Below are 25,416 nucleotides of genomic sequence, written 5' to 3' on the forward strand. Positions count from 1 at the left end.
AAAAAACGGCCATCTGATCTTCAGATGGCCGAGTCTAATTAAATTAAAGATCAATGGGTTAATGATGCGCCCAATCGACGTTGTAACTGCACCAATTTTGTCCGCTCCCAGAGGCTATTACCACTCATGGTAATTTCGATCCCCTGGTGTTCATCACAAAATGACCACGATGGCTTATCACCAAAATCCGCCGCTATTTCTGAACGCTGCTCTGTGGTGAGCTTTGATACATCAAAGCCAACCTTGTAAGCAAATTGCGTTAAAGAGCTAGTTGCCACATCGGTACTCATATCTGGCCGATGATTCGCCTCTAGAGTTGGTAAAGGACTAACGTCGTTTGCTAACTCATCTAATGTTACTGCATTTGCTCCAGCTACAAGCAACAAATAAATTGAGAAATGTATCGCTGTGCGCATCATAAAGCCTCACCATTAATTTTTATAAGTCGGGTTGCCGTCTGCACCTGGTTGCGAAATTGAAATCGTTGGTACAGTGATATTCTTCAACCATTGCGCTTTATCAATACCGTTGAAACGACTATTTTCTTCAGGGTTATAACGTATCGGTTGACCTGCCCACACTTTTTTGAACTCGCCATTATCGACAACTTTTTTACCATTAACAATGACATAAGAAATGCCAGTGGTTGGCAGGCCTTGCTCACCCGATTTATAAGTCGCATTATCAGTAACATTTTCTGGGTCGAAAATTGTAATATCGGCCACCATGCCTTCTTGTAGGCGTCCACGTTGTTGCATCGCCTCTAGACCAGCATCTCCCAAATGTTTTGCAGGCCAATAAGACATTTGCGCCAGTGTAAACATCAGTGGAACACCATGCTCGCGAGCCATCGCAAACACTTTACCGCGAGTACCAGCCGTACGAGGATGACCTTTATACTCTGATGGGCTTGCATCCCATGAATCCACACCCAATCCTGAGTAAATTGAATCCGCAGCAACCGTCATATGAGGAATTTGTAGGAAGTACTTCAACCAATCCTTACGTGGTGGGCTAAAGATAACCACAAGATGGCCAGGATCTTTGGCGGCCAATGCAAGATACTCTTCTTTGTTTAAGAATTTGTCTTGCTCTGGGTCGTACATAATATCTTCATATTTGTACTTAAACATGCCTTCAATACTTTCAGGAACTAAGAATGATGAACCGATAGCAGTAGAAGCCGCATCATATGGGTAGTATTCCGACCACATGTTCATGCCCTGCTCACGCGCCTTCTTGAGCTTCTCTTCTACTTCCCACCAGCCAAACTCGTTGTTGTGGAGCATCAAGAGAGGTGCATCAAGAGCAACCGCATTAGCAAAGACTTCATCAAAGCCTAGCTGACCTTCAGGGTTCACCGGGTTACCGTGGTAACGTGTATGAGAGGCAGTGAAACGCCCCCAGTTAGCCGCCACTTTTTGAGACTCGTACATTTCAAATGAGGTTAGACCATTGCGCATATAAGCAGTCGTCGACGCTAAGTTGATCGCTCCATCTTTAAAGCCTTGATCTAAAATAGCCAAAATTTGGTTCATCTGCTCTTGATTAGCCTTTGAGTCAGACCAACCACTCACGCCATCCTTCGCCGCTTCAGTACGCAGCTTACTCAAGATATCAGGTGCATCGTAAGCTCGATCGATTTTGACTTCAGGATCAAGTACTTCTAGACGAGCAGCTTCGTGACTTATGCCAGTACCATAGTTCAATGGCCACGCATCTTTTTTTGCGTCATACCATTTCGCCACTTGTGTGGCACCGATTTCTAAGTCCATACCTGTCGTCACTCCATCGAGTGCCGCAAGCTTAATCGAAAGACCATCAAGAGAGTGGAAATGGGTATCAATAAAGCCAGGAGCCACCACTTGATCTTTAGCATCAATGACGTGTTCACCATCAAGTTTGTCGGCTGTGATTGTGATAATTTTACCGTCTTTGACACCCACATTCAGGACCGCATCTAACATGGTTTCTGGGTCCATGACACGACCATTTTCAATAACCAAATCGTAGTCTGCGGCGTATAGTGCGCCCGCTTGTACCGATAGGGCTAATCCTATCAAAGCGCTAATATGACGTTTTTTAAATATTTTCATGCTTGCTCTCTTAGATTGACATTACACGACTTTGTAGTGATCTAGATGCGACCAAAAATTCTTCTCAAGACGATCACTATCATCATTATTCTAAACTTTGGTAGATAGTACCTTTAAACGCAACTTAAAACATTTTCATTTCGTCTGATCTGATCCGACAAAGTTAGATGATTAATGTGAAAGTATTGAAATGATTTATTTGATAATTTTCATTTTCCGTCTACGAGTCTAACGTCAAGAACTTCCACTACAAAGTAATGTTACGTGGTAACTCTTGCATCATAAAACATCGGCCAATAACAAGTTTAGAGTTTGGTCAGCGAGTAATCTGTAATATTGCTCACGAACTGTTCAGTCAGTTCGATTTATTTTGCTTTATTAGCGCATTGTTATATACAATCTCACCACTTAAACTCATGGCAAATATCGATTAGTTGAACAAACTCTATGCTCACCACCTTCACGCTTTTACTTATCGCTGCACTGGTTACTGCTCTGCTAGGCTTCTATTATCAAAAGCTCGCTCTGGCAAAGAAAACCACACACCAAGCTAAGCAAGCTTTGCTCTCTCGCTCTGCTCAAATAAAGCGCAATTTTAAAAGTAATATCGAGCGATTCGCAGCCGAAGGTACACTGTCAAAATCAAGCGAAACCGCGATTTACCGTTTAGCTAACTATTACTTCGTCTTCCAACCCGTCACATCAGAAACCGTCGAGCAGTACGCTCAGCTAGTTATAGATATCACCAACGTCATTGATGGCATACATACCACCAGCGAAGAGCAAACATTGACAGCCTCTCACGAGCAAATTGACCGCTTTGCTGCTTCGCTTCCTGCCCATGCCAGTGGCTACACCGCAAGCTTCTACAAAAATGAAATGCCGCTGCTAATGTTCCACCTTAGTGAAGCACCGCAATCAATCAGTAATGGGTTAACAATCGAAAAAGCGCAAGACAACGCTTTAGCGAGTTAAACAGGCCCGACTCATAACGCCAGTTATACAACTGCACCCTACTCACCTTTCCTTACAGCCCGGTTCAACATGATGGCTTCGATAAGCTGTGTTAGCCATTTGGATAAGTATTTCCATTTTGGTCAAATGAACATTATTTGTAATTGACAATGACTTACCTCTAACTTTTTTAAATTAATTAACACGAAATCTATCAATAATAAGTATTTATTATACTATTTGCTAAATAAATAAAACCTAATCTATAAGGTATTATTTAAAGGCTTAAATTTGTACGGTAAAATTTTAAAAAACAATATTGACAACTATCTATTCATTAAAAGCGCATGAGTAACTTATTAATTCATAAATAAGTTATTTTGTTAATGTTAACTAATTTTATTGGAACCTCTACTCTCATCCATTAAAAGGTAATTTAACGGTTACACAAAAGTAAATTTCCATATATTTTGTTACAAATCGACGGATACTCTCCACTAATAAAAAATGTAAATATTATAATGAAGACAGTCAGTACTCTATTAATCCTTCTTAGCGCCTCTTCGGTTGCAAATCAGAATATCGATGATGAGCGTCTACTCGCATCGCTTGTTAAGCAAGGCATTATTTGTGAAGACCAAACTGAATTAGAAAAGCAGGTGTCTTTACAGATATACCTGTCTAAAAAGTTTTCCAATCCATCGGATAAAAAACTCAACACTTCTACATCCAAGTCTACTGACTGTATTTCTGCAAAGAATAACGAATAGTCACCAATTAAGTTGTGTGCTTTACCAATTGACGCAATTTATTGAGGCCTAACAACGACGTTATATCCCGCTGACGCGGGTAGTTGGCAATAAATAAAAATAAGGATATACAATGAAAAACATGAGTAAATCACTGCTCACATCCGCAGTGCTCACTCTGCTGAGCACAAGTGCTTATGCGCAAACGCCAATCGACTTAGGTGTGATTAATGAAGATAAAGTCATTGAAATGTTAATCGCGCAGGGAAAGCTTGACAATAATGCCTCTATCGAAGAGCGACAAGATGCGCTCGATAATTACCTAGCGGCTAAACTTAACCGTGGATTTAAAGGCGATGCTCAATTTGGTAAAAAAGCATTAGAACAACGCGCCAAAATCCTTAAGACAATTGCTTCTGACAAAGGCCAGCATAAAGCTCACGTATTCTCATTCGATAGCAATGACAAACGTACAGACAAGGTTTTAGCCGTTCTGGTCGACTTCCCAGATCTCCCTTGGGATGATAATCGACTAACCAAAGAGCACACAGAAATGCTCTACGAGCGCTACGAGCCAAATCATTACCAAGAGCTACTCTTCTCTGCTTCGGGTTATGCAGGTCCAAACGACGAAAACCTGATTTCGATGCGTCAATATTACGAGAAAGAATCAGGTGACAGTTACAGTGTTGCTGGTCAAGCGGCAGGTTGGTACCGCGCCGCAAATAACGCCGCCTATTATGGTGGTAACTCGCCGACCACCGACAACGATATCAACGCGCAAGAACTGGTGCGTGAAGCGTTAAACCAACTCGCGCAAGATCCGTCAATTAACTTAGCCGATTATGATATTGAAGATCGCTACGACTATGATGGTGACGGTAACTTCCGTGAGCCAGATGGTGTTATCGATCATCTCATGGTCTTTCATGCTTCTGTCGGTGAAGAAGCTGGTGGTGGCGTACTAGGCGCCGATGCAATTTGGTCACACCGCTACAATTTAGGTCAGTATCATGTCCTTGACGGTACAACAAGCACAGTGCCGGGCCGCTTTAATGGACAATATGCCGCCTATGATTACACCATTCAGCCCATCGATGCAGCGGCTGGTGTTTGCGCCCACGAATACGGTCACGACCTTGGGCTGCCTGATGAGTACGATACCCAATACACTGGCAATGGTGAGCCTGTTTCTTACTGGTCAATCATGTCCTCAGGCAGTTGGGCTGGCAAAATTGGCGGAACACAACCTACCGCATTCAGTTCATGGGCAAAGCAGTTCTTACAAACCTCAATCGGTGGACGTTGGATCGTTAACAATGTTGTAAACCTTGACGAACTGGGTGATAAACCTCTTGAGCTGACGCTGCACCAAACGATCGATAACGACCAACAGAACATGGTTCGCATCGATTTACCAGTCAAACGCACTGAAGGCTTAGCTCCGTATGCGGGTAAGTTTAACTTTCACAGCGGTAAAGGCGACGATCTCGATAACCGCATGGAGCGTACCATTAACATTCCACAAGGTTCAGAGATAAAGCTGACCTTCAAAGCGTGGTATCAAATCGAAAAAGATTATGACTTCGCTCGGGTACTGATTAATGGCCAAGCTATTGCAGGTAACATCACCACCCTAGACGACCCAAACAACACAGGTTTAGTGCCCGCTATCGCCGGTGACTCTGAAGGTTGGGTAGACGCTGAATTTGATTTATCGCCATGGGCTGGTCAGGAGATTGTTCTTGGCTTTGACTATAAAACTGACGGCGGTTTAGCGATGGAAGGCCTCCATCTTGATGACATTGCCCTGATCATTGATGGCACAGCGAAACCCGTTGATGATGCTGAATCAGCGTCAAGCTTCACTCTAAGCGGCTATCGTGTTAATGATGGATTTAATCAAGCACCCCATTACTACCTGCTGCAATGGCGCAGTCATAATGACGTTGATGAAGGACTCAATAACATTAAACGCTTTGGCCAAATGATGTCATTTGAGCCAGGTTTGATTGTTTGGTATGTCGATGAATCAATGACCGACAATTGGGTAGGAAATCACCCTGGTGAAGGTTGGTTAGGTGTGGTGGATGCAGACCAAAATACGATGATCTGGGCAAATTCCGCTACCGCAGCACAAACGCGATATCAGGTTCGTGATGCTGCTTTCTCATTGCAAGATCAAGCCAGTATGCGTTTGGTTAATGCCGATGGCGATGTTCTAGAGGATGTCAGCTTAATTGGTAATAGCCTCTTCTCTGATGCGCAAGATTACACTAACCCAGGAGCGCAAGATTCTGGTCGCTTACTTACTGAGTTTGGTTTGTCAGTTGAAGTGACTGAACAAGCAGCAAATAATGAATATGGTGTTATCAAGCTATCGAAAACTGAGCGACCAAATGCTAACCCGGTAGCCAGTTTTGATCTGGAGATCAACGGTCTCAATGTTATCGCAACTAACCAAAGCTACGATACAGATGGCAGTATTGACGCTTACTTATGGGAGTTTGGTAATGGTGAGACGAGCACTGACGCAGCTCCAAGCTGGCAATATGCTGACTCAGGTTCATTTACGGTAACACTGACCGTGACCGATGATCGTGGCGCAACTCAAACCACTTCACAACAAGTCTCGGTTGTGGCACCAAATGAAACACCAGTCGCTAAAGCGCATTACATTCACCTTGGTCGCTGGGTCACGATGTGGTCAACCAGTTATGACCCTGATGGGCGTATCGTTGATACTGAATGGGTTCTACCGAACGGCAAAATTAAACGCGGTCGTATCTTTACTAAGGTCTTCCCAAGCTACGGTACTCATCAAGTAAAATTAACCGTCATGGACGATGACGGTGTAAAAACCACTCGCATCATTACGGTTGAACTATAACCTTTTCTTTTCTCTGTACCCATACTTCCATGTGAAGCTTTGCGCGGCGTTAACGCCGCGCTTTTTTTGTCTAGAGCTTAGGCATGGCAACCACTTCAACCGTGAAGTTTTTGATACCGTGTGCATCCAACTCTTCATCAGTCAAAGAATAGTCACTAGATCGTTTGACTCGTCCTCCCAAAGGAATCGTTTTTCCAAAACGAACGTCTGAACCAAATGAGGCATTAGCAAAAAACTCCCCGGTAATTTTGGTTTGAATCGGTCGTAGTACTTCACCAAGCAAACCCCTGACGTTTTCCGCCCCATACTCACGTAGTAACCAAGGCCAGTCCCATTCATTTGATGTTGCTGGAATATTTCGGTGTTCATATTGATATTTGAGACTCTTATCGTTCCCGCCATTACGGCCAATAACCCATCGCGCCGTGTAATTTGGTCGATTGTCCGGATGACTGCTCAATGCATTACCCGACCAACGTAAAAATCCACTCATGGCAACTTCGTAGCTCAACTCAGCATTAAAAGAGTATGGGTAACTTATTGATGAACGGAACACTTCCATAAACACTTCTTGCTTAGTGTTGGGGGCGACATTGACTACAATGGTGTTCGAGATGCCTTTGGTTTCAGAGTCACCATTGGTTGACGCCCATGATTGTGATCCACCAATTTCAATAGATAACTCCGTTTCACCCACAAGCGGCCATTTAAATTTATTCTTGGTCGATACTTTTTGACTTAAACCATAGGTATCTGTTTTCGACCAATTGGTTGCCTTCTCATATTTGAACGTGACTCGGTATTGCTGTTCAAGATCAGATTCATTCGTCACCACTTCCGAACGACGACCAATCAGTTCTTTATCGGACTGAGTAATATCACCTGCATTGAAGGTTTCTGGATCAATGTGATACTCAAAACCAGTGATATCCATTTTTAGGCGCTCTTTACAACGATAACCGTCACAAGACCCCGAGTTATTTGCGTCAATATCATAATGACCCAGACCATCGGTCGAAGTGAACATATCATCACCTACGTATTGACTATTAGTACCGCCAGTCCAGCCAAATCCTAAGTAATGAGCGAGCAATGCTAGCGGCTTGTAGAATTCTTTTTTATTGATTAGTTGCCACTCAGTATAAGCTTCATCGTTCTCTGGCAACGTCAAGGAAGCATAGTTTGGAATACTGCGATCGGGCGGCGTGATATAGGTACACCAAGTGGTTGCCGCTAAATTGTCTTGTTTTATCGTACCTTGATAACCTGGCCCCATTAATACGTAACCATCTGTAAGATTGGTAATCTGCCAATTCCCCATTTGGCCAAGTAAATCAAATTTAATCAATGCCACGTCATTTCGTGTGATCGGTCTAAAGCCTGTTTCACAATGTTGACCTTGTAATTTGACATCCAATATATCTACCGCCGCGCTAGTGTTAAAAGATGAGATAACCAGTAATATTGAGCTAGAAATAAGCGTTTTATTAAATATTTTATATTTATCCATTTTATCATCTCCTGATTAATTATCATACAAACCACGTTCGAGGTTAATCACCGTGCTTAACTTTTGTACTTCTATTAAGCTCAAGAGATAAAGAACAAATATTATAATATTGACAAAAAGTCACATTGACATAATAAATAATTTTCATATCTTGTTAAAAAACGATTAACTTTATATTTCTGTAATCATCGTAAAAATACATTGGCGTTTATTGAATTATTGTGATTTTTTGTTATTACCAATCTAGTAAATAACGATTAGTATGTTAATTCATTAATTAACAATAAAGATTGTTAATATTTGATCCCGGTTCATCTAATTCGCATTAGTCATATTTATTTTTTGACTCATAACTAAGGTTTATGCAATAGATATAGAGCATAAACTCTACCCTGTGGAAATATATAGTTATGAAAAATACACTTCTCATCTTAGCCAGTATCGGGTTGATAAATAGCGCGAGTATTTCGGCGAATGAACCACCTAGTACACCTGAGAAGATAACAGCATTTGATACAACCTTAGAACAAAACCATCAAACCTATACCTTTGTTCGCTGCTGGTATCGCCCAGCACAAACTCATGACGATTCTGCCACTAGTTGGAAATGGGCATTGGATGAGCATGGTGACTATTTGACTATCGAAGGTTACTGGTGGTCTTCGGTATCATTTAAAAATATGTTCTATACCAATACCTCACAACAAGAGATCATGCAGCGTTGCCAAGCGACACTCGATGTCGATCACGATACGGCAGATATTCTCTATTACGCCGGAGACAACCGCTTTTCATACAACCACTCTATTTGGACCAACGATGCCCACTATTCCAATAAAATCAATCGCTTGGTCAGCTTTGGCGACAGTTTGTCTGATACCGGTAATTTGTTTAATGGATCTCAGTGGGTATTTCCAAACTCAAATTCATGGTTCTTGGGCCACTTTTCTAACGGATTAGTATGGACTGAATATCTGGCGAAAAGTCAGCAACTGCCCGTTTATAACTGGGCGGTGGGTGGTGCAGCAGGTACCAACCAATACGTTGCATTAACCGGAATTTATGACCAAGTCACTTCATACCTAACCTATATGGAGAGGGCCAAAAACTACGATCCTGCCAATGTCTTATTTACGCTTGCTTTTGGACTTAATGACTTTATGAACTACAACCGTGAAGTTCGTGATGTGAAAGCCGATCTGAGTAGCGCACTGATTAGACTGACCGATGCTGGCGCCCATCACTTGATCTTATTGACACTTCCCGATGCGACTAAAGCGCCACAATATAAGTACTCAACGCAGCAAGAAGCAGACAAAGTTCAAGCAAAAATTGTTGAGTTTAACCAGTTTATTGAAGAACAAGCTCAATTGTATACAGACAAAGGGATCAACGTCCTGCTGTACGATGCGTATACACTATTTGATGAAATTACTAGTAACCCGCAACAGCATGGTTTCGAAAACGCCACCGATGCGTGTTTAAATATCAACCGTAGTTCAGCTAAGGATTATTTATTGAGTCATAGCTTTACTAATGACTGTGCGTATCATGGATCAGATAAGTACGTGTTTTGGGGAGTTACCCACCCGACCACCGCAGTACATAAGTACATTGCAGACAACATCATCGCCAATGATTTGAGTCAGTTTCCTTTTTAAGCACTCTAGTTAACTTACAAGGCGAGCACATGACTGGCTCGCCTTGGTTATAAGGTTTAACTTGATAAATTTCGCTCTTTTGGGTTATCACTTAAATATTCAACGAACTCAACCTCAAAACCTGCAGGGTCAAGGTAGTAGACGTTCTTGCGATAAGCTTCGATAGAGCCTCCTTTGGCGATTTGATAACCCGCTTGGGCTAATCTCGCCTTCATTGCGTCAAGGTTATTCGTCACGAAAGCAAAATGGGCAAGACCGACTTGATGTCCTGACAGCTCACGGTTTTCACCTTCGCCATGATCACTCAAGGCTATATATTGGTATTCGTCACCAAAATGGAGCCAGTTTCTCGACTTGCCATACCATTCACCTTGACCTTCATCACGCACAAACCAATGTGGAAAAGCCGCTTGATAAAAAGCCAAAGTTGTTGGGATATCCCTTACCACCAAATTAATGTGTTCAAGTTGAAGCATACTGTCTCCTTAACATTTACTCGTCTCAACACCACTGATGTTAAAACCTCAAGTTAGGTTTAGGTAAAGCAATAAATTCAACTTATTTAAATTTTTTGTACCAGTGTCTGTAAGGGGCCAAAAAACAACAAAGCGAACCAAATGGTTCGCTTTAATTTGTATCGCTAGCGGACTACTTTCGCAATGCGTTAAGCTTAGCCTGAGCAATGCCGAACACGGTATCAATCGGGTAGCTTCCCTCATCACTGGCTACGCCTGCTGCTTTACCAGTGAACAATTCTATCGCCTCGGTAACATGGTCAATCGCCCAGATATGGAATTCACCTTTGTCGACAGCTTTCACCACGTCAGCACGCAACATTAAGTTATGCATGTTAGAGCGCGGAATAATAACCCCTTGTTCAGAACTGCGACCTTTGATGCCACAGACATCAAAGAACCCTTCGATCTTCTCGTTAACCCCACCAATAGGTTGCGCTTCACCGAACTGGTTCATCGAACCGGTTATCGCAATATCTTGACGATTGGGTTGCTTTGAAAATGCCGACACTACTGCACAAAATTCGGCCACACTGGCACTATCGCCATCGACGCCACCATACGATTGCTCGAAAGTAATGGTCGTACTTAAAGGAACTTTGGCCGTTTTGCCAAACACCGAAGACAAGTACGCACTTAAGATCATCACCCCTTTAGAGTGAATACTACCACCCAAATCGACACTGCGTTCAATATCAATCACCTCTCCGTCACCATAGCAGGTGGTGGCGGTAATTCGATTTGGTGCACCAAACATATATTCACTGGTACTCAGTACCGACAGCGCGTTGACCTGACCGATGGCTTCTCCGTGGGTGTGAATCAAAGTCGTACCGTTAACAAAACTCTCCATTACGCTGTCTTTTAAACGGCTAATTCTGAGCTCTTGATTACCTAGCGCCTCTTCAACGTGGCTGGAACGAATCATGTTCGAGTTAGCTTGCTTGGCCACATAGTTTGACTCACGTAGGAGGTTGGCAATATTGGCTGAGTGCAGTGAAATTTTCTTCTGATCTCCTGCCAAGCGAGAGCTATGTTCGATGATGCGCGCAATCGCCTTTCTATCACAGTGCAACATGCCATTGTCATTAACGACACTCGAAATGAAACGTGCATATTGAAGCTCTGAGTCAGCATCACGCTTCATCTCGTCTTCAAAATCAGCCGTGACTCTAAACAGTTCACTGAACTCCGGATCGTAATGTTGCAACAACTGATAAGTACGGTAGTCACCAAACAGAATAATTTTCACATCGAGTGGAATAGGCTCGGGATCTAAAGAGACGGTCCCTGTTAGCGTCACCTCTTTTTCAAGCGAAGTTAAACTAAGTTGGCGCGCCCTTAACGCTCGCTTAAGCCCATCCCATACATAGGGTTGTTCAAGTACTTTTTGAGCGTCCATCAGTAGCACACCGCCATTGGCTTTGTGTAGACTGCCCGGACGAATCAATGAAAAGTCGGTGAATACCGTGCCTTTAAAGGTTGCTGTCTCAATGTAACCAAACAAAGTGTGATAATTGGGGTTTTCTTCCACTACGATCGGCAGTACTTGATCTTTACGGCTTACCAACACGTTAATCTTGTATCGACGAGGTAATTTTTTATCCAATGATGCCGTCGCCACTTCTCCCTGCTCGGCACTTTGATCAAGAAAAATATCCGCATTTTCAACAATATCTTGTTGTAATTCAGTCAGGTATGATTTTATTGCAGGGTAACGAGCATAATCTTTTTTCAGCTGTTTGATAAAGTGTGTGATGACATCAAGCGTCACTTCATCGTTAAGCTTTTTAATTTTCTCACTGTAGGTTTCTTCCCATTCAGTGAGTTGGCGGACCATGTTTCTTAGTTGAATTTCAAGTTCATCAATGGTGGTGCCAAATTCCTCTTGTTTCTTTTTGCTTAATGCATCGAAAGATTCTTCACTGTGCATCTCTTCACCATCCATAGCAACAAACTGATAGTCGCCTTGGGTGGTAATGGTCAAACTGATCCCTTTTGCTTTCGCCTCCTTGCTGATTTGTTCTAGCTCCGCTTCTTGTTTTGCTGCCAGCTGGTTTTTGAGTTTATCGGCTCGGCTATAGTAAAGTTCGTTATCAAACGCGAGTGGCATCGCGTTGTTAAGCTTAGCCATGAGCTTTTCAATATCTTGACGAAACTTACTCCCAACCCCGCATGGAAGCTTGAGCACTCTTGGGGTACGAATATCATCAAAGTTCGCCACATAACACCAATCATAAAGGGCGTTGGCATCGTGTTGATGGCGATTCAAATACCGTAAAATCATTGTCCGCTTGCCCAGTCCATTTTGGCCGATGGCGTAAATGTTGTACCCTTTCTCTTTGATAGACATGGCGAATTCAACCGCCTTCTGAGCTCGCTCTTGCCCAACGATTTCATCGATAGGTGCCAACTCTTTTGTCGACTTGCTTTGTAACTTTTCAAGTTCAGCAGACCGATATAACTGGCTTGTTTCAAGTCTTTGAATAGTCATCACTCTATCCTTGTTGTTATTATTCTCCAACCATTAGTTTAGGCTAGTTTTTATTATATTTTAGTGACTTACAGCTAATTCATGTTCAAGTGGTCACTTTTTACCCAGTCAAACTCTCTTCTAATCACTCGTCGAAAGGTTGGTTTATACCACCTAAGTTTATTTGACTCAGGGGATCTTTCTATCGATAACCTTGTTCTACTCTGTTTAAGGTTTTAACATCAAAAATGGCCTGTAAAAATAACAAAGCGTATTTTCCTTGTTGATTAATTTCCACTTAAACATTTGAAAAATATCAGTATTATACTTCAACGGACGACAAATGAACGGTAGGTTAAAAGTAATGAGAAATCGCTAAATATCGCGTGCGAATATGCTCAATGAGTGATTTGACTTTGTTCGGCGGTTGTCGAGTAAAAGGATAGACCGCATATATCCCAAGTCGCTTACCCACTTGTTCTGGAAACAAATCAACCAATTGCCCATTACGTAGATCATGATAGACCAAGCACCTTGGAACATAGGCGATACCATGCCCGCCTAGTGCCGCCTTCCTTAACGCAGTCGCGTTATCTGTCGAGAACGACCCCGATACCCTGACAATATAGTTGTCTTCTTTAGCTTTAAACTCCCATTCGCATGCGCCTGTGGTTTGATAAGCGTATTGCAAACAATTATGTTGAGTTAAATCTTGCGGTTCGTAGGGTTTTCCATTTCGGGCGATATAAGAGGGAGAGGCGCACACCACCCATTGTGAATCGAGGATATGGCGAGCAATTAAGCTCGAGTCTTCAAGGTATCCGGTACGAATGACCAAATCGTAGCCCCCTTCAACTAAATCGACAAAACGATTGTCGAGTGACATATCGACTGATAAGCCAGGGTGAAGATTGCAAAATTCTGCCACGGCGTCTGCCAAGATTAGGTCCCCCGAAATCGAAGGAACAGACATTTTGATATGACCGCTGACGTTTTCGCCAAAGCCTGACACGGCATCCATCGCCTCTTGAGCGGCTAACTTCACATTTTTTGCACCATGTGCTAACGCTTTACCTGCTTCTGTTAACGTTAATTTACGTGTGGTTCGATATAGTAACTGAACACCAATTTCTTGTTCTAAACGGGCGATCCTCTTGCTAACTACTGAATTTGTAAGATTATTTATTTCAGCAACCTTGCTAAAATTGCCAAGCTCTACCACTTGGGAGAAAAGAATTAAGTCATCTGCACGCATTGATTATGTCATTTTTGGAATTAATTATTTTCATTATTTCCCTATATCAATAAAAAATAAAGGGGTAAATTCACCTCCAATTAACAAACCCATCACAAATATAAAATCCAAGAGACTCTCCAGAGTCCTAACTGAAGAATGTAAAGGACATACCAATGAGTGAAACCCTGCTAGCCCTCGTGGCCTTCTCACCGATAGTGGTGGCTGCCATACTTCTCGTCGGACTGAATTGGCCGGCAAAACGGGCGATGCCGATCGCCTTCGGCCTGACTGTTGTCATCGCGTTGTTCGCGTGGGACATGTCGACAACTCGTGTACTTGCCTCGGTATTTCAAGGACTCGGTATTACCATTTCCGTTCTATGGATCGTATTTGGTGCCATTTTCTTGCTCAACACGCTCAAGCATACTGGCGCAATTTCGACCATTCGTAATGGATTCACCAATATTTCCCCTGATAGACGAGTTCAAGCCATCATTATTGCTTGGTGTTTTGGCTCTTTTATTGAAGGCGCTTCTGGCTTTGGTACTCCCGCCGCCATCGCCGCACCGCTATTGGTCGCTATCGGCTTCCCTGCAATGGCCGCCGTGCTAATGGGTATGATGATTCAATCAACGCCGGTATCATTTGGCGCCGTGGGCACGCCGATTATTGTCGGTGTAAACAAAGGTCTTGATACGCACAATATTAGTCAAGCCCTGTTAGCCAATGGTTCAACATGGGATGCCTACCTACAACAAATTACCTCAAGCGTTGCACTGATCCACGCCTGTGTCGGTACGATGATTCCTGTTCTCATGGCGATGATGCTTACTCGTTTCTTTGGCAAAAATAAGAGTTGGACTGAAGGCATCGATATTCTGCCGTTTGCGATTTTTGCAGGCCTAGCCTTTACTATCCCCTACGCACTGACGGGAGTCTTCCTTGGTGCAGAATTTCCATCACTAATCGGTGGTTTGGTTGGCCTGTCTGTTGTTGTCTCAGCAGCCAAACGTGGCTTCCTTGTGCCAAAAACGACTTGGGATTTTGAAGATGAAAAGAAATGGCCAGCAGAATGGCTTGGTTCACTCAAAATTGAACTTGATGACGTAAAAGGCAAGCCAATGGCGATGACACTGGCATGGCTTCCTTACGTTTTACTTGCTGTCGTCCTGGTTGCAAGCCGAGTTAGCGCCGATTTCAAAGCGATGTTGACAAGTGTAAGCCTCTCTTTTAGCAACATTTTAGGTGAAACGGGTATTAGTACCGCCATCCAACCTTTGTATTTACCTGGTGGTATCTTAGTGTTCGTAGCACTGGTTGCCGTTGTACTGCAGTCGCGCAGTGCCACTCCATTAATCAAAGCGTTTGGTGAATCGAGTAAGACCCTAATTGGCGCAGGGTTTGTCTTAGTGTTCACTATTCCAATGGTGCGGATTTTTATTAATTCAGGTATTAATGGTGCCGATTTGGCCAGTATGCCTGTCACTACAGCAAACTTCGCCGCCGGATTAGTTGGTGATGCCTTCCCTGCACTCAGTGCCACTGTCGGGGCGTTAGGCGCCTTCATCGCGGGTTCAAACACCGTGTCTAATATGATGTTTAGTCAGTTCCAGTTCGAGGTTGCGCAAACGTTGACTATCTCAAGTGCCGTCGTGGTTGCCCTCCAAGCGGTTGGTGCAGCAGCGGGCAATATGATAGCCATTCATAACGTGGTTGCAGCGTCAGCGACGGTGGGTCTACTTGGCCGTGAAGGCGCTACATTACGTAAAACCATCATCCCAACTATTTATTATTTGTTTGTCACTGGTCTTATCGGTCTGTTCGCTATCTACGGCCTACATATTACCGACGCACTTATGTAATGACTTATGGCGTTAATACTCTTCTCCCCCTGACAAGAGCCTGCGAATGTGAAAACGCTAGCAAAATCGTGAGTATTAGCGCCACCCCTTTTAGATGTCGACCATACTAAGCCTTCAACAGAAAGGTGCCGTATAACCCATTAATAGGATTGAATTATGATCATCTCTGCTTCTACTGATTACCGTGCTGCAGCCAAAGCAAAACTGCCTCCTTTTCTCTTTCACTATATTGATGGCGGCTCTTATGGCGAGCACACGCTAAGAAGGAATACCGAAGATCTTGCCGAAATTGCGCTAAAACAACGTGTACTGAAGGACATGCAAGACCTTAGTCTTGAGACAGAGATTTTTGGTGAAAAGTTTGCGATGCCGATCGCGCTTGCCCCAGTTGGCTTGACAGGTATGTATGCAAGGCGAGGTGAAGTTCAAGCAGCCAAAGCCGCTGAAAATAAAGGCATCCCATTTACCATGTCTACGGTATCAGTATGCCCGATTGAAGAAGTCGCACCTACTATCGAGCGTCCGATGTGGTTCCAACTGTACGTACTTAAAGATCGCGGCTTTATGAAAAACGTTCTTGAGCGCGCTAAAGCTGCTGGCGTGACAACTCTTGTGTTTACCGTCGATATGCCAGTGCCTGGCGCTCGTTATCGCGATATGCATTCAGGAATGAGCGGGCCAAACGCGGCAATGCGACGCGTCTTCCAAGCCATGCGTCACCCTAGCTGGGCAGTCGATGTTGGCTTACTTGGTAAGCCACACGACTTGGGTAATATTTCCACTTACCGCGGTGAGCCGACCAAACTTGAAGACTATATTGGCTGGCTAGGCAATAATTTCGATCCTTCGATCTCTTGGCAAGATCTTGAGTGGATTCGTGAGTTCTGGGACGGTCCTATGGTAATTAAAGGCATATTGGATAAGCAAGACGCGAAAGATGCTGTCACCTTTGGCGCTGATGGCATTGTGGTCTCCAACCATGGTGGTCGTCAGTTAGACGGTGTGCTTTCAACCGCTAAGGCATTACCTAATATTGCGGATGCGGTAAAGGGCGATCTGAAGATATTTGTCGACTCAGGGATCCGAACAGGACTAGATGTGGTACGGATGCTAGCACTTGGCGCTGATTGTACCTTACTGGGACGATCGTTTATTTATGCGCTTGCCGCTCAAGGTCAAGCTGGCGTCGAAAACTTACTCGACCTGTATGAAAAAGAGATGCGCGTTGCCATGACGCTAACTGGTGCGAAAAGTATTCACGATCTAAATCGCCAGTCACTGGTCAACATTTAATAAATCAACAAGGTGTCACAGAAAATCTAACTACGCTGTGACACTTTTTTACTACTGACAGCAAAAAAATATAACGTCAGTAGCAAGCACAAGGAAGCCAACATGTCGCAGCACATTAACGATAATACCTATCAACAACTTGAGTCACTGTTCGCCGTCGAGATTGAAGCTAAACGCATCATCACCGAACAAGCAAAACGTTTAGCTTATGGTACTGACGCCAGTTTCTATCGTTTGGTTCCAAAGATTGTGCTGCGGTTAAACAGTCTCGATGAGGTGACTTACGCTATCCAATGTTGCCGCGAGATGAACGTTCACTTTACCTTTCGCGCCGCAGGTACTAGTTTGTCTGGTCAGGCGGTGTCCGACTCTGTGCTCATCACATTAACCGATGACTGGCGCGGTCATAAAATTCTTGATAACGGTAATAAAATCGTTTTGCAACCGGGCGTGATTGGCGCTGACGCCAATAAATACCTTGCCCCATTCAAACGAAAAATTGGCCCCGATCCGGCATCGATTAACACTTGCAAAATTGGGGGTATCGCGGCAAATAACGCCAGCGGCATGTGCTGTGGCACGGCGCAAAACTCCTACCGAACCCTCGACAGTATCAAAGTGGTATTTAGCGACGGAACTCTGCTTGATACTGGCTGCCCTGACAGCATTGCCGCCTTCCGAGTTGCACGTCCAGACATCATTGAAGGATTAACCGAACTGGTGGAACAAACTCAAGCGAATACTGAGCTCAGTGACCGCATTCACCACAAGTATCGTCTTAAAAATACCACCGGCTATGCACTTAATGCGTTGGTTGATTTTAACGATCCAATTGAAGTCCTTGAACACCTAATGATCGGATCTGAAGGGACGTTAGGCTTTATTGCTGAAATCACTTATAACACCGTAATTGAACACAATTACAAAGCCTCTTCACTTCTGGTTTTTGCCAACATTGAAGAAGCATGTCGAGCGGTCACCACACTCTCAAAAACGCCTGTCGCAGCGGTCGAGTTAATGGATGGGCGTGCGCTGCGCTCCGTTGCCGATAAACCCGGCATGCCAGAGTTTATTCAACACCTTGACCTTGAAGCTGCCGCACTTTTGGTTGAAACCCACGCCAGCGAACAAGCTAGTATTGATGTCCAGTGTGAGCAAATTCTCGCGGCATTGTCGCCATACACCATCATCGAGTCCGTGCCTTTCACCTTAGATGCCAACATGGTTGCGACGCTTTGGGGAATTCGCAAAGGCATGTTCCCAGCGGTGGGCGCCGTTCGTGAAGTTGGCACGACAGTGATCATTGAAGATGTTGCATTTCCAGTTGAAAACCTCGCCAACGGCGTGCGCGATCTGCAAGCACTATTTGACAAGTACCACTACAGCGAAGCGATCATTTTTGGTCACGCCCTTGAGGGCAACTTACACTTTGTCTTTACTCAAGGCTTTGATTCGCAGCAAGAGATAAATCGCTACGGTCAGTTCATGGATGATGTCGCCGAGTTAGTTGCGGTTAAGTATCAAGGTTCACTAAAAGCCGAACACGGAACGGGTCGCAATATGGCGCCTTATGTCGAGCTCGAATGGGGACAAGATGGTTATCAGCTAATGCAGAGAATCAAGACCCTGTTTGATCCACAAGGTTTACTTAATCCAGGCGTAATTATAAATGACAATCCACACTCGCATATTGAAAACTTGAAACCGATGCCCGCCGCTGATGATCTGGTTGACCGTTGTATCGAATGTGGCTTCTGTGAACCAGTTTGCCCATCTCGAACGCTCACGCTATCACCACGTCAGCGAATTGTTTTATACCGAGAATTACAGCGCCGCCGAGCGGCTGGTGAACAGACAGCAGCAACAGAACTTGAACAGATTTTCGAGTACCAAGGTATCGATACCTGCGCCGCAACTGGCCTATGTGCAGAGCGCTGCCCAGTTGGGATTAACACTGGCGATTTAATTAAACAGCTGCGCACCGCTAAGTATCAAAAATTCACCCCGATCGCTAAATGGACAGCGGATCATTTCTCTACCACGACTTCACTCACTCGTGCTTCTCTCAAAGCTAACCAGATTGCCGTTAATGTGATCGGCGAGCGTGCTGTGGCGGGCCTGACCAACGGTATTCGCAAGCTCAGCGGCAACAAAACCCCTATTTGGCTCCCAGAAACACCGCAAGCCAACAGCCATAAACTTGAAAAGTCGATGGAGTTGCTGGTTCGCTCCGATAAAAAGGTGGTCTACCTGCCCTCTTGTGCTTCTCGTACCATGAGCCAACAATCCGATGCACAAGATCAACGTAGTCTGACTGAAGTAACGTTGTCATTAATTAAAAAGGCGGGATTTGAAGTGATCATTCCCGACAAGCTCAATGACCAGTGCTGTGGTATGCCGTACGACAGCAAAGGAATGCAGGACATCGCCACATCAAAAGCCCAACAACTCGAGAATGCTTTATGGCAAGCTAGCTACGAAGGCGAATACCCTGTACTGATCGACACCAGTCCATGTGCCAAGCGAAGCATCGAGACCTTCAGCAAACCGATGGAAATCCTCGAACCAACAGGTTTTGTCTCTAAATATCTTTTGCAGCATTTGGCCATTTCACCTAAAGATGAAACCGTTATGCTCCATGTCACCTGCAGCTCTCGTCGTATGGGATTAGAAAACGATATGTTAGTCCTTGCAAAAGCATGTGTTACTGACGTTGTTGTTCCTGAGCACATCTCTTGTTGCGGCTGGGCGGGGGACAAAGGCTTCACCACACCAGAGCTCAATGAAGCGGCGGTAGACACATTAAAACAACAAGTTCCGTCAGGTTGTTCACGTGGTTTTAGTAACAGTCGAACCTGTGAAATTGGGCTCTCTCACCATAGCGGCATCCCCTATCAATCGTTGTTATATTTGGTTGATGAAGTCAGCACACCGTTATAATCAGGTCTTTTAATCTCTTCGGGCGACGCCATACGGCTAGCCCGATAAAAAGTTGCATCCAGCGCAACGGTTTTTAATGCTTTTCGCCTGTGAAAGTGATTAGATACTGCTATGAGGTTATCGGGAGAGTCGCATGAAAATCATTATCTTACACGGTCTGTATATGCACGGAATGGTAATGAAGCCACTTAGTTATAAACTCAGTGGTATGGGCTATCAAACTCAAGTGTTAACCTACAATAGCTTGGCCATTGATGAGCAACGCGTGTTCAGTGATATTGACCAAGCACTGAGTCTAAAAGGACCCAATGTACTGGTAGGCCACAGTCTTGGCGGCCTGATTATCAAACACTATCTCAAGGCACGACGTCCATCGGTTCGCAAAATTTCACATGTGGTCGCGATAGGCTCTCCTTTGCAAGGCGCTTCCATCGCATCACGCATCGAAGAGTTAGGAATGGGCGTTATTCTTGGTAATGCCCCTGATTTTGGCTTAACCGAGCACGAAGAAGAGTGGGATTTTGTCCAGAAACTCGGCAGTATTGCGGGCACCCTACCAATCGGGGCGCGTTCAATACTGCTTCAGGGCGATCAAAAACGTTCTGATGGCACCGTCACCGTCGAAGAAACTAAAATTCCTGGCATGACTGACCATATAGAGATCAACAATAGTCACACGAGCTTAATCTATGGTTCTGCTACTCTAGAGCAAATCCATCACTTCATTCAGCGCAGTCATTTTAAACATTAAATCAGTCATTCTAAGCATTAAAAAAGCAGCGACTGGTCGCTGCTTTTAGGGTTGGATTACGCTTAAGGCGTGAGCGTGTATTTAGTTATCAAGCTCTCGCGCCCAAATGACTCTTCAATCCGCTCTCGCACCTCATCAAGCGTTATTGACTGTGTCATCATGTCAACATCTTGCAATGCCTCTACGCCATAGTCATGAACCAAATACCGTGCATAAAACCAAGCGCGTTGAACAGGATCATCCGCTAAAGGATGAAGCGCCACAGCAAGTTGTTTGGCAACCAGATCAACATCTTGTTGCGTTACGTTATCTAGAAGGCCTTGCATCACTTTAGCGACAGCCTTATCGATCTTGTCGATATCTTGTGGTGCGACTTGAGCTTCGATGAACCAATCGGTGCTGGCCTCTCCATCGAGTGAGGCACTGTAAGCATCAGGCGCATAGTCTAGGCCAAGTTCTTCACGCACATAATCATTCAGGCGCTTGGCAAGTAAGCGCTGAATCATATCGTCAATAAATGCAAGACGTGCCGTTGTTATCGATGCATTAGGATTGGTTGAACGTAGCAGATAGAAACTGTTCTCTTCATTGTAGATCGGCATATCAACACGAGCTTTCGGACTACGCTGATAATCAGCCAGCAGTTTAGCTGCCTGGCCCTGTTGCAGTGGAATTGCTCCGACATAATACTTGATCAAAGGTTCAAGCTCTTGTTCTGTCATATCAGCAATCACCACCAGCTTGTTGTTGCGGTTAACCGAAAACAGTTGTTGGTACACTTGGTTAATTTGCTCGTCATTGACCATCGCCACTTCAGGCGCAGTGGTCATACGGTGGAAACTTGATGGCAGGTAACTGTTTTGGTTAATCGCTTTATTCCACTGACCGATAGGGGTTTCTAGGTCGCTTTGTAGCTCTTCAATCACCTCACGCTTAACCACCTCAAGCTGTCGAGTATCAACCTTCGCGTTAGTCACCGCGTTGAAGATAACATTAAGTGAATCTGCGAGTTTTTTCTTCGTGGTGCCGACCTCAAGGCCATGATGACTCAGTCCGACAAATGGATACACCTCAATCGACTGCCGCGTCAGATACGCATCAAATTCGCTGCCAGAGAACTCACCGATACCACTTCGACTAATCACGCCCGGAGCTAACCCATGAGCTGCATACAGTTCACTATCTAACGCCGCTTTGCCACCTTGGCTAATGTAAACCATATGGACGAAATCGCCTGCGGTTTTATCACGTTCAAACCACACTTCTACCCCATTGGAGAGTGTCCACACCGTAAAACCTGGCAGTTGCTCTTTACTGACAATATCCCCGCCACTTAAGGGATTACTCAACTGATCGACTTGAGCGGTTAACATCACGGGTTTCACCCCAGCAATATCAAAGCTCGCACGTAGTTGAGGTAGCTGTTTGGTCAATGTGGCAACCGCTTGGTCATTCTCTGCTGCCAGAAGCAGTACTTTCTCTTGAGTCAGCAGGGTTTGAATGCGTTGATTGATCCGTTCAGGCGTCGCAAGCGCTAAAAATTCATCTAAACTGCGTTGATAGTCGGCTTTGGATTGGTTCGCGCTCGACTGCGATATTGAAGCGACCATACTTTGTACCACGTCAATGCTGCTTTGCTGTTGCCAATTGTAATCAAGGTTCTCTGCCTGTTGAACATAACCTGCTAAACCAGTTTGATACTCTTGTTTACTGACACCAAAATCGCGCAGCGCTGCAAGTGTAGAGACAATCAATTGTTGAGCTTGTTGACGCTCTTGTTCTGCAAAAGCCGCTGACAAATAGGTGTAACGGCGGTAGTTAATATAATCACTACTGACGACAAGACCTTGCAGGGGGATCGCAGCATCATTGAATTCTCTGTCAAGACGATTGAAAATCAGCGACTGAGCAAGTTCATCAAGCCACAATTGATGCTGTTGACCACGTAACTTAACGATTGACGTTCCTCTATCAATCAAAACACTGATGCTTGGCGAGTCATATTGGCCGACTTCAGCGACATAATCGTCAACCTTGAGTACTACATCTTGATTACGTTTGTTTGATGCCTGATTGTTTGCCGACCAACTGGCGAACTTCGCTTCAATTAACGCCTTCGCCTCCTCACTAGTTATGTCTCCACTAATCACAATTTGTGCATATTGTGGCTGATACCAAGTTTGGTAAAAGTCACGAATCGAATCAGCGCTGGCATTTTGAACCGACTCTTTTGTCCCTACAGGGTCCCACAGAGCCAAGGGTGTGTCAGCAATGATATGATCATAGTATTTCTCTAAGAAAGAGCGATTTTCAGGTCGATTACGGCGAATTTCACCTTGAATCACCCCCTTTTCTTTTTCAATTTCTTGCTCTTCAAGTGTAAGGCCATCAGCGATATCACGCATCCAAACGAGCGCGGTATCCAGTCGAGAGCGATCGGGTAAATCGAGTTCGTAGACGGTTTCATAATATGAGGTATAAGCATTAACATCAGAACCCGTTACGCCCGCCTGTTCAAACATCGCGATAACATTGTCATTACCTAAGCTTTTTGAGCCGTTAAACGCCATATGTTCGAGAAAGTGAGCATAACCACGCTGGGCGTCTGTTTCTTGCGCAGAACCGACGTGGAAGAATAATCGTAAAGAAACTTCTTCGGTATCTTCCATTGGATAGAGGTGAAAACGGACACCGTTTTCAAGTTGACCAGATACCCAATCAGGATCCGGTTCAATCGGAGCTTCAACGTTTGGTTGAACACAACCAGACAAAATAAACAATAGTGAAAAGAATAATTTACGCATAGCCATACTGCATTGTTATTGGTATTAAGAGAAATATACCTTAAAGCAATCAATTGGCAGAATGATTTTTGGGGCTTAATCGATTATTCGGGCAGGTGTTGCATAAATGATATTATCTGCTGCCAACGAACGTGTATAAACGAACGTTGGCGCAGCAATGTAATGACGATAACAGTGACCTTCACTGCATAATCAACTGGCTAACGGCGTTGGAAAACGTTGCTCATACAGCGCCATAAAATCAGAGCGTATTTCTTGTTCGAGGTGCACGGCTTTATCGGTTGGGCAAAACAACATGATATGAACAAATTGCTCCCCTGTAATACCACTCGTAATATGAATGTGCGCTTCAGCCCCCGGCAGATCAACGCCTGCATGCTTTTCAATCATGGTGTTATATCTTGTAGCCACATCGTGGAAATAGTTGGTGTGATGCTCAATTTTTTCGTGCAGAGTTGGTAACAGTGGATACAAATTGACGAAATCTCTCACCACGATAGAGAAGTTGTGAAAGACATAACGCTTCATAAAGTTAAGGTTTTTCACCGGATAAGTGAAAAACATACTGTTAGGCAATGTGATGGTTTTTCCCGTGTAGTGATATTGACCATGGTGAAGGTCGATTTCTTGGATCACTGTCGCCATAATGTTGTGTTCAATCACCTCACCACATGTTTTGCCAACTTCTATCCAGTCTCCGATACGAAAAGAGCGCGAGCTTGCACGTTGGATAGACCCAGTAAAACACAAGATGATCTCTTTTGATGCCACAACAATCGCAACAGCGATCGCCGCCACCGAGAAGGCAAACTCACTGATCTCTGATTGCCATAAAATAAACAGCGTCAATACCGTAAAAATGAAGGTGCCGTTTTTAGTACGAGACATCCAATTACGCTGTTTTTCCGACACAAAGGCAACATCACCACGGATCTTCGACAGTACAAGTCGCCTTACTAGTGAGATAACGATAATAATCAGCGCACTAAACACCAACTTATGAGCCAGAAGAAAATCAATAACTAGCTGTACTTTCTCCACTCGGTACTCCTAATATTTTGTAAAAAAAGAGCGGCTATGCCCCTCAATGTAACCATGTCACATTCAATCGCGCCCGAATCTTATCATCGAGCACTCAGTCTTTGCTATTGGTAACGAGCAGACGTTATAAATTGACCAAACGTTTCACACCAGATCACCACAGTGTTGTAGTCATTGATTGGGAAACCTTCAGGCAACATCATTGTAAAACGATCAAAGTTTTTCACTTCACCGACTTCAATCATCGTGTGCTTTTGAGCAATAAAATCTTGCTCCGTTTCGATAAACGTAGGGGAAAAAAACAGTCGATAATCGGGGCCAGGAGCGAGTTCACCAATAAAAGCGACTTGTTCTTCATTGATAGAAAGTGAGCCAGCACCCCAATGCAGTAAGTCGCTGTCTTTCCGCGCACGCTGAAAAGTGCCAGTATAGACAGCGTGATCAGAAACATGCTGAACATCATTGACACTAGGAGGCAGAGGTTGAATAAGAATGGGCAGCGCATAAATTCCAATCGCGAAACCCAAACCTAAACAGACTGTATGCGATAACAGCAATAAAAACCTTTTCATTTTGAAACTCGTTGCTAACCCTTACTGCTAAAGGTATATGAATTTCAATGAAATATCAGCGTAGCAAT

At 44.2% G+C, this 25,416-nt stretch carries 17 protein-coding genes; 8 read left to right on the forward strand and 9 right to left on the reverse strand.

The window, feature by feature from the left end:
• Positions 1–50: 50 nt before the first annotated feature.
• Entirely contained in the window at positions 51–419 is a 369-nt protein-coding gene (locus ViNHUV68_RS19620) for a hypothetical protein (RefSeq protein WP_391090845.1), read from the reverse strand.
• Positions 420–431: 12 nt separating this feature from the next.
• On the reverse strand, positions 432–2,096 hold the full coding sequence (locus ViNHUV68_RS19625; protein ID WP_038176703.1) for an amidohydrolase family protein: 1,665 nt from the start codon (positions 2,094–2,096) through the stop codon (positions 432–434).
• A gap of 447 nt (positions 2,097–2,543) precedes the next feature.
• On the opposite strand from ViNHUV68_RS19625, the gene ViNHUV68_RS19630 reads away from it, so the two are divergent.
• The 3 genes from ViNHUV68_RS19630 to ViNHUV68_RS19640 all read left to right on the forward strand — a co-directional run bounded on the left by ViNHUV68_RS19630 (position 2,544) and on the right by ViNHUV68_RS19640 (position 6,689).
• Positions 2,544–3,071: a hypothetical protein gene (locus ViNHUV68_RS19630; protein WP_391090847.1), complete on the forward strand. Its 528-nt coding sequence runs from the start codon at positions 2,544–2,546 to the stop codon at positions 3,069–3,071.
• A 500-nt stretch (positions 3,072–3,571) separates the two neighbouring features.
• Complete coding sequence (locus tag ViNHUV68_RS19635; protein ID WP_391090849.1) at positions 3,572–3,820, forward strand: hypothetical protein; 249 nt, start codon at positions 3,572–3,574, stop codon at positions 3,818–3,820.
• A 112-nt stretch (positions 3,821–3,932) separates the two neighbouring features.
• Positions 3,933–6,689 carry an immune inhibitor A domain-containing protein gene (locus ViNHUV68_RS19640; RefSeq protein WP_391090852.1) on the forward strand — a complete coding sequence of 919 codons (2,757 nt, stop codon included), beginning with the start codon at positions 3,933–3,935 and terminating at the stop codon, positions 6,687–6,689.
• A 70-nt stretch (positions 6,690–6,759) separates the two neighbouring features.
• Here the strand turns inward: ViNHUV68_RS19640 and ViNHUV68_RS19645 are convergent, their stop codons facing one another.
• Positions 6,760–8,199, reverse strand: coding sequence for an aerolysin family beta-barrel pore-forming toxin (locus ViNHUV68_RS19645; protein WP_391090854.1), 1,440 nt, complete (start codon positions 8,197–8,199; stop codon positions 6,760–6,762).
• A 410-nt stretch (positions 8,200–8,609) separates the two neighbouring features.
• Between ViNHUV68_RS19645 and ViNHUV68_RS19650 the strand changes: the two genes are divergently transcribed.
• Positions 8,610–9,860 carry an SGNH/GDSL hydrolase family protein gene (locus tag ViNHUV68_RS19650; protein ID WP_391090856.1) on the forward strand — a complete coding sequence of 417 codons (1,251 nt, stop codon included), beginning with the start codon at positions 8,610–8,612 and terminating at the stop codon, positions 9,858–9,860.
• 56 nt (positions 9,861–9,916) lie between these two features.
• Here the strand turns inward: ViNHUV68_RS19650 and ViNHUV68_RS19655 are convergent, their stop codons facing one another.
• The 3 genes from ViNHUV68_RS19655 to ViNHUV68_RS19665 form a co-directional block, all read right to left on the reverse strand.
• Positions 9,917–10,336: a VOC family protein gene (locus tag ViNHUV68_RS19655; protein WP_038176712.1), complete on the reverse strand. Its 420-nt coding sequence runs from the start codon at positions 10,334–10,336 to the stop codon at positions 9,917–9,919.
• A 172-nt stretch (positions 10,337–10,508) separates the two neighbouring features.
• On the reverse strand, positions 10,509–12,869 hold the full coding sequence (locus ViNHUV68_RS19660) for an AAA family ATPase (protein WP_391090858.1): 2,361 nt from the start codon (positions 12,867–12,869) through the stop codon (positions 10,509–10,511).
• A 334-nt stretch (positions 12,870–13,203) separates the two neighbouring features.
• Positions 13,204–14,103, reverse strand: coding sequence for a LysR substrate-binding domain-containing protein (locus ViNHUV68_RS19665; protein WP_391090860.1), 900 nt, complete (start codon positions 14,101–14,103; stop codon positions 13,204–13,206).
• A 155-nt stretch (positions 14,104–14,258) separates the two neighbouring features.
• On the opposite strand from ViNHUV68_RS19665, the gene ViNHUV68_RS19670 reads away from it, so the two are divergent.
• From ViNHUV68_RS19670 to ViNHUV68_RS19685, 4 genes are all read left to right on the forward strand, one after another.
• Entirely contained in the window at positions 14,259–15,947 is a 1,689-nt protein-coding gene (locus tag ViNHUV68_RS19670; RefSeq protein WP_391090862.1) for a lactate permease LctP family transporter, read from the forward strand.
• A 156-nt stretch (positions 15,948–16,103) separates the two neighbouring features.
• A complete protein-coding gene (gene lldD, locus ViNHUV68_RS19675; protein ID WP_391090864.1) occupies positions 16,104–17,240 on the forward strand; it encodes an FMN-dependent L-lactate dehydrogenase LldD in 1,137 nt (378 codons plus the stop codon).
• Positions 17,241–17,342: 102 nt separating this feature from the next.
• On the forward strand, positions 17,343–20,180 hold the full coding sequence (locus ViNHUV68_RS19680; protein WP_391090866.1) for an FAD-linked oxidase C-terminal domain-containing protein: 2,838 nt from the start codon (positions 17,343–17,345) through the stop codon (positions 20,178–20,180).
• Positions 20,181–20,313: 133 nt separating this feature from the next.
• Positions 20,314–20,931, forward strand: a complete 618-nt coding sequence (locus ViNHUV68_RS19685; protein WP_038176723.1) for a cob(I)alamin adenolsyltransferase/cobinamide ATP-dependent adenolsyltransferase — start codon at positions 20,314–20,316, stop codon at positions 20,929–20,931.
• Positions 20,932–20,993: 62 nt separating this feature from the next.
• Here the strand turns inward: ViNHUV68_RS19685 and ViNHUV68_RS19690 are convergent, their stop codons facing one another.
• From ViNHUV68_RS19690 to ViNHUV68_RS19700, 3 genes are all read right to left on the reverse strand, one after another.
• On the reverse strand, positions 20,994–23,735 hold the full coding sequence (locus ViNHUV68_RS19690; RefSeq protein ID WP_391090868.1) for an insulinase family protein: 2,742 nt from the start codon (positions 23,733–23,735) through the stop codon (positions 20,994–20,996).
• Positions 23,736–23,927: 192 nt separating this feature from the next.
• A complete protein-coding gene (locus ViNHUV68_RS19695; protein ID WP_038176727.1) occupies positions 23,928–24,776 on the reverse strand; it encodes a mechanosensitive ion channel family protein in 849 nt (282 codons plus the stop codon).
• A 104-nt stretch (positions 24,777–24,880) separates the two neighbouring features.
• Entirely contained in the window at positions 24,881–25,348 is a 468-nt protein-coding gene (locus ViNHUV68_RS19700; RefSeq protein ID WP_038176728.1) for a DM13 domain-containing protein, read from the reverse strand.
• Positions 25,349–25,416: the final 68 nt, after the last annotated feature.

Origin of the sequence: Vibrio sp. NH-UV-68 (genome assembly GCF_042940635.1) — a bacterium.
In the GTDB taxonomy this organism is placed as follows: Bacteria; Pseudomonadota; Gammaproteobacteria; order Enterobacterales; family Vibrionaceae; genus Vibrio; species Vibrio pacinii.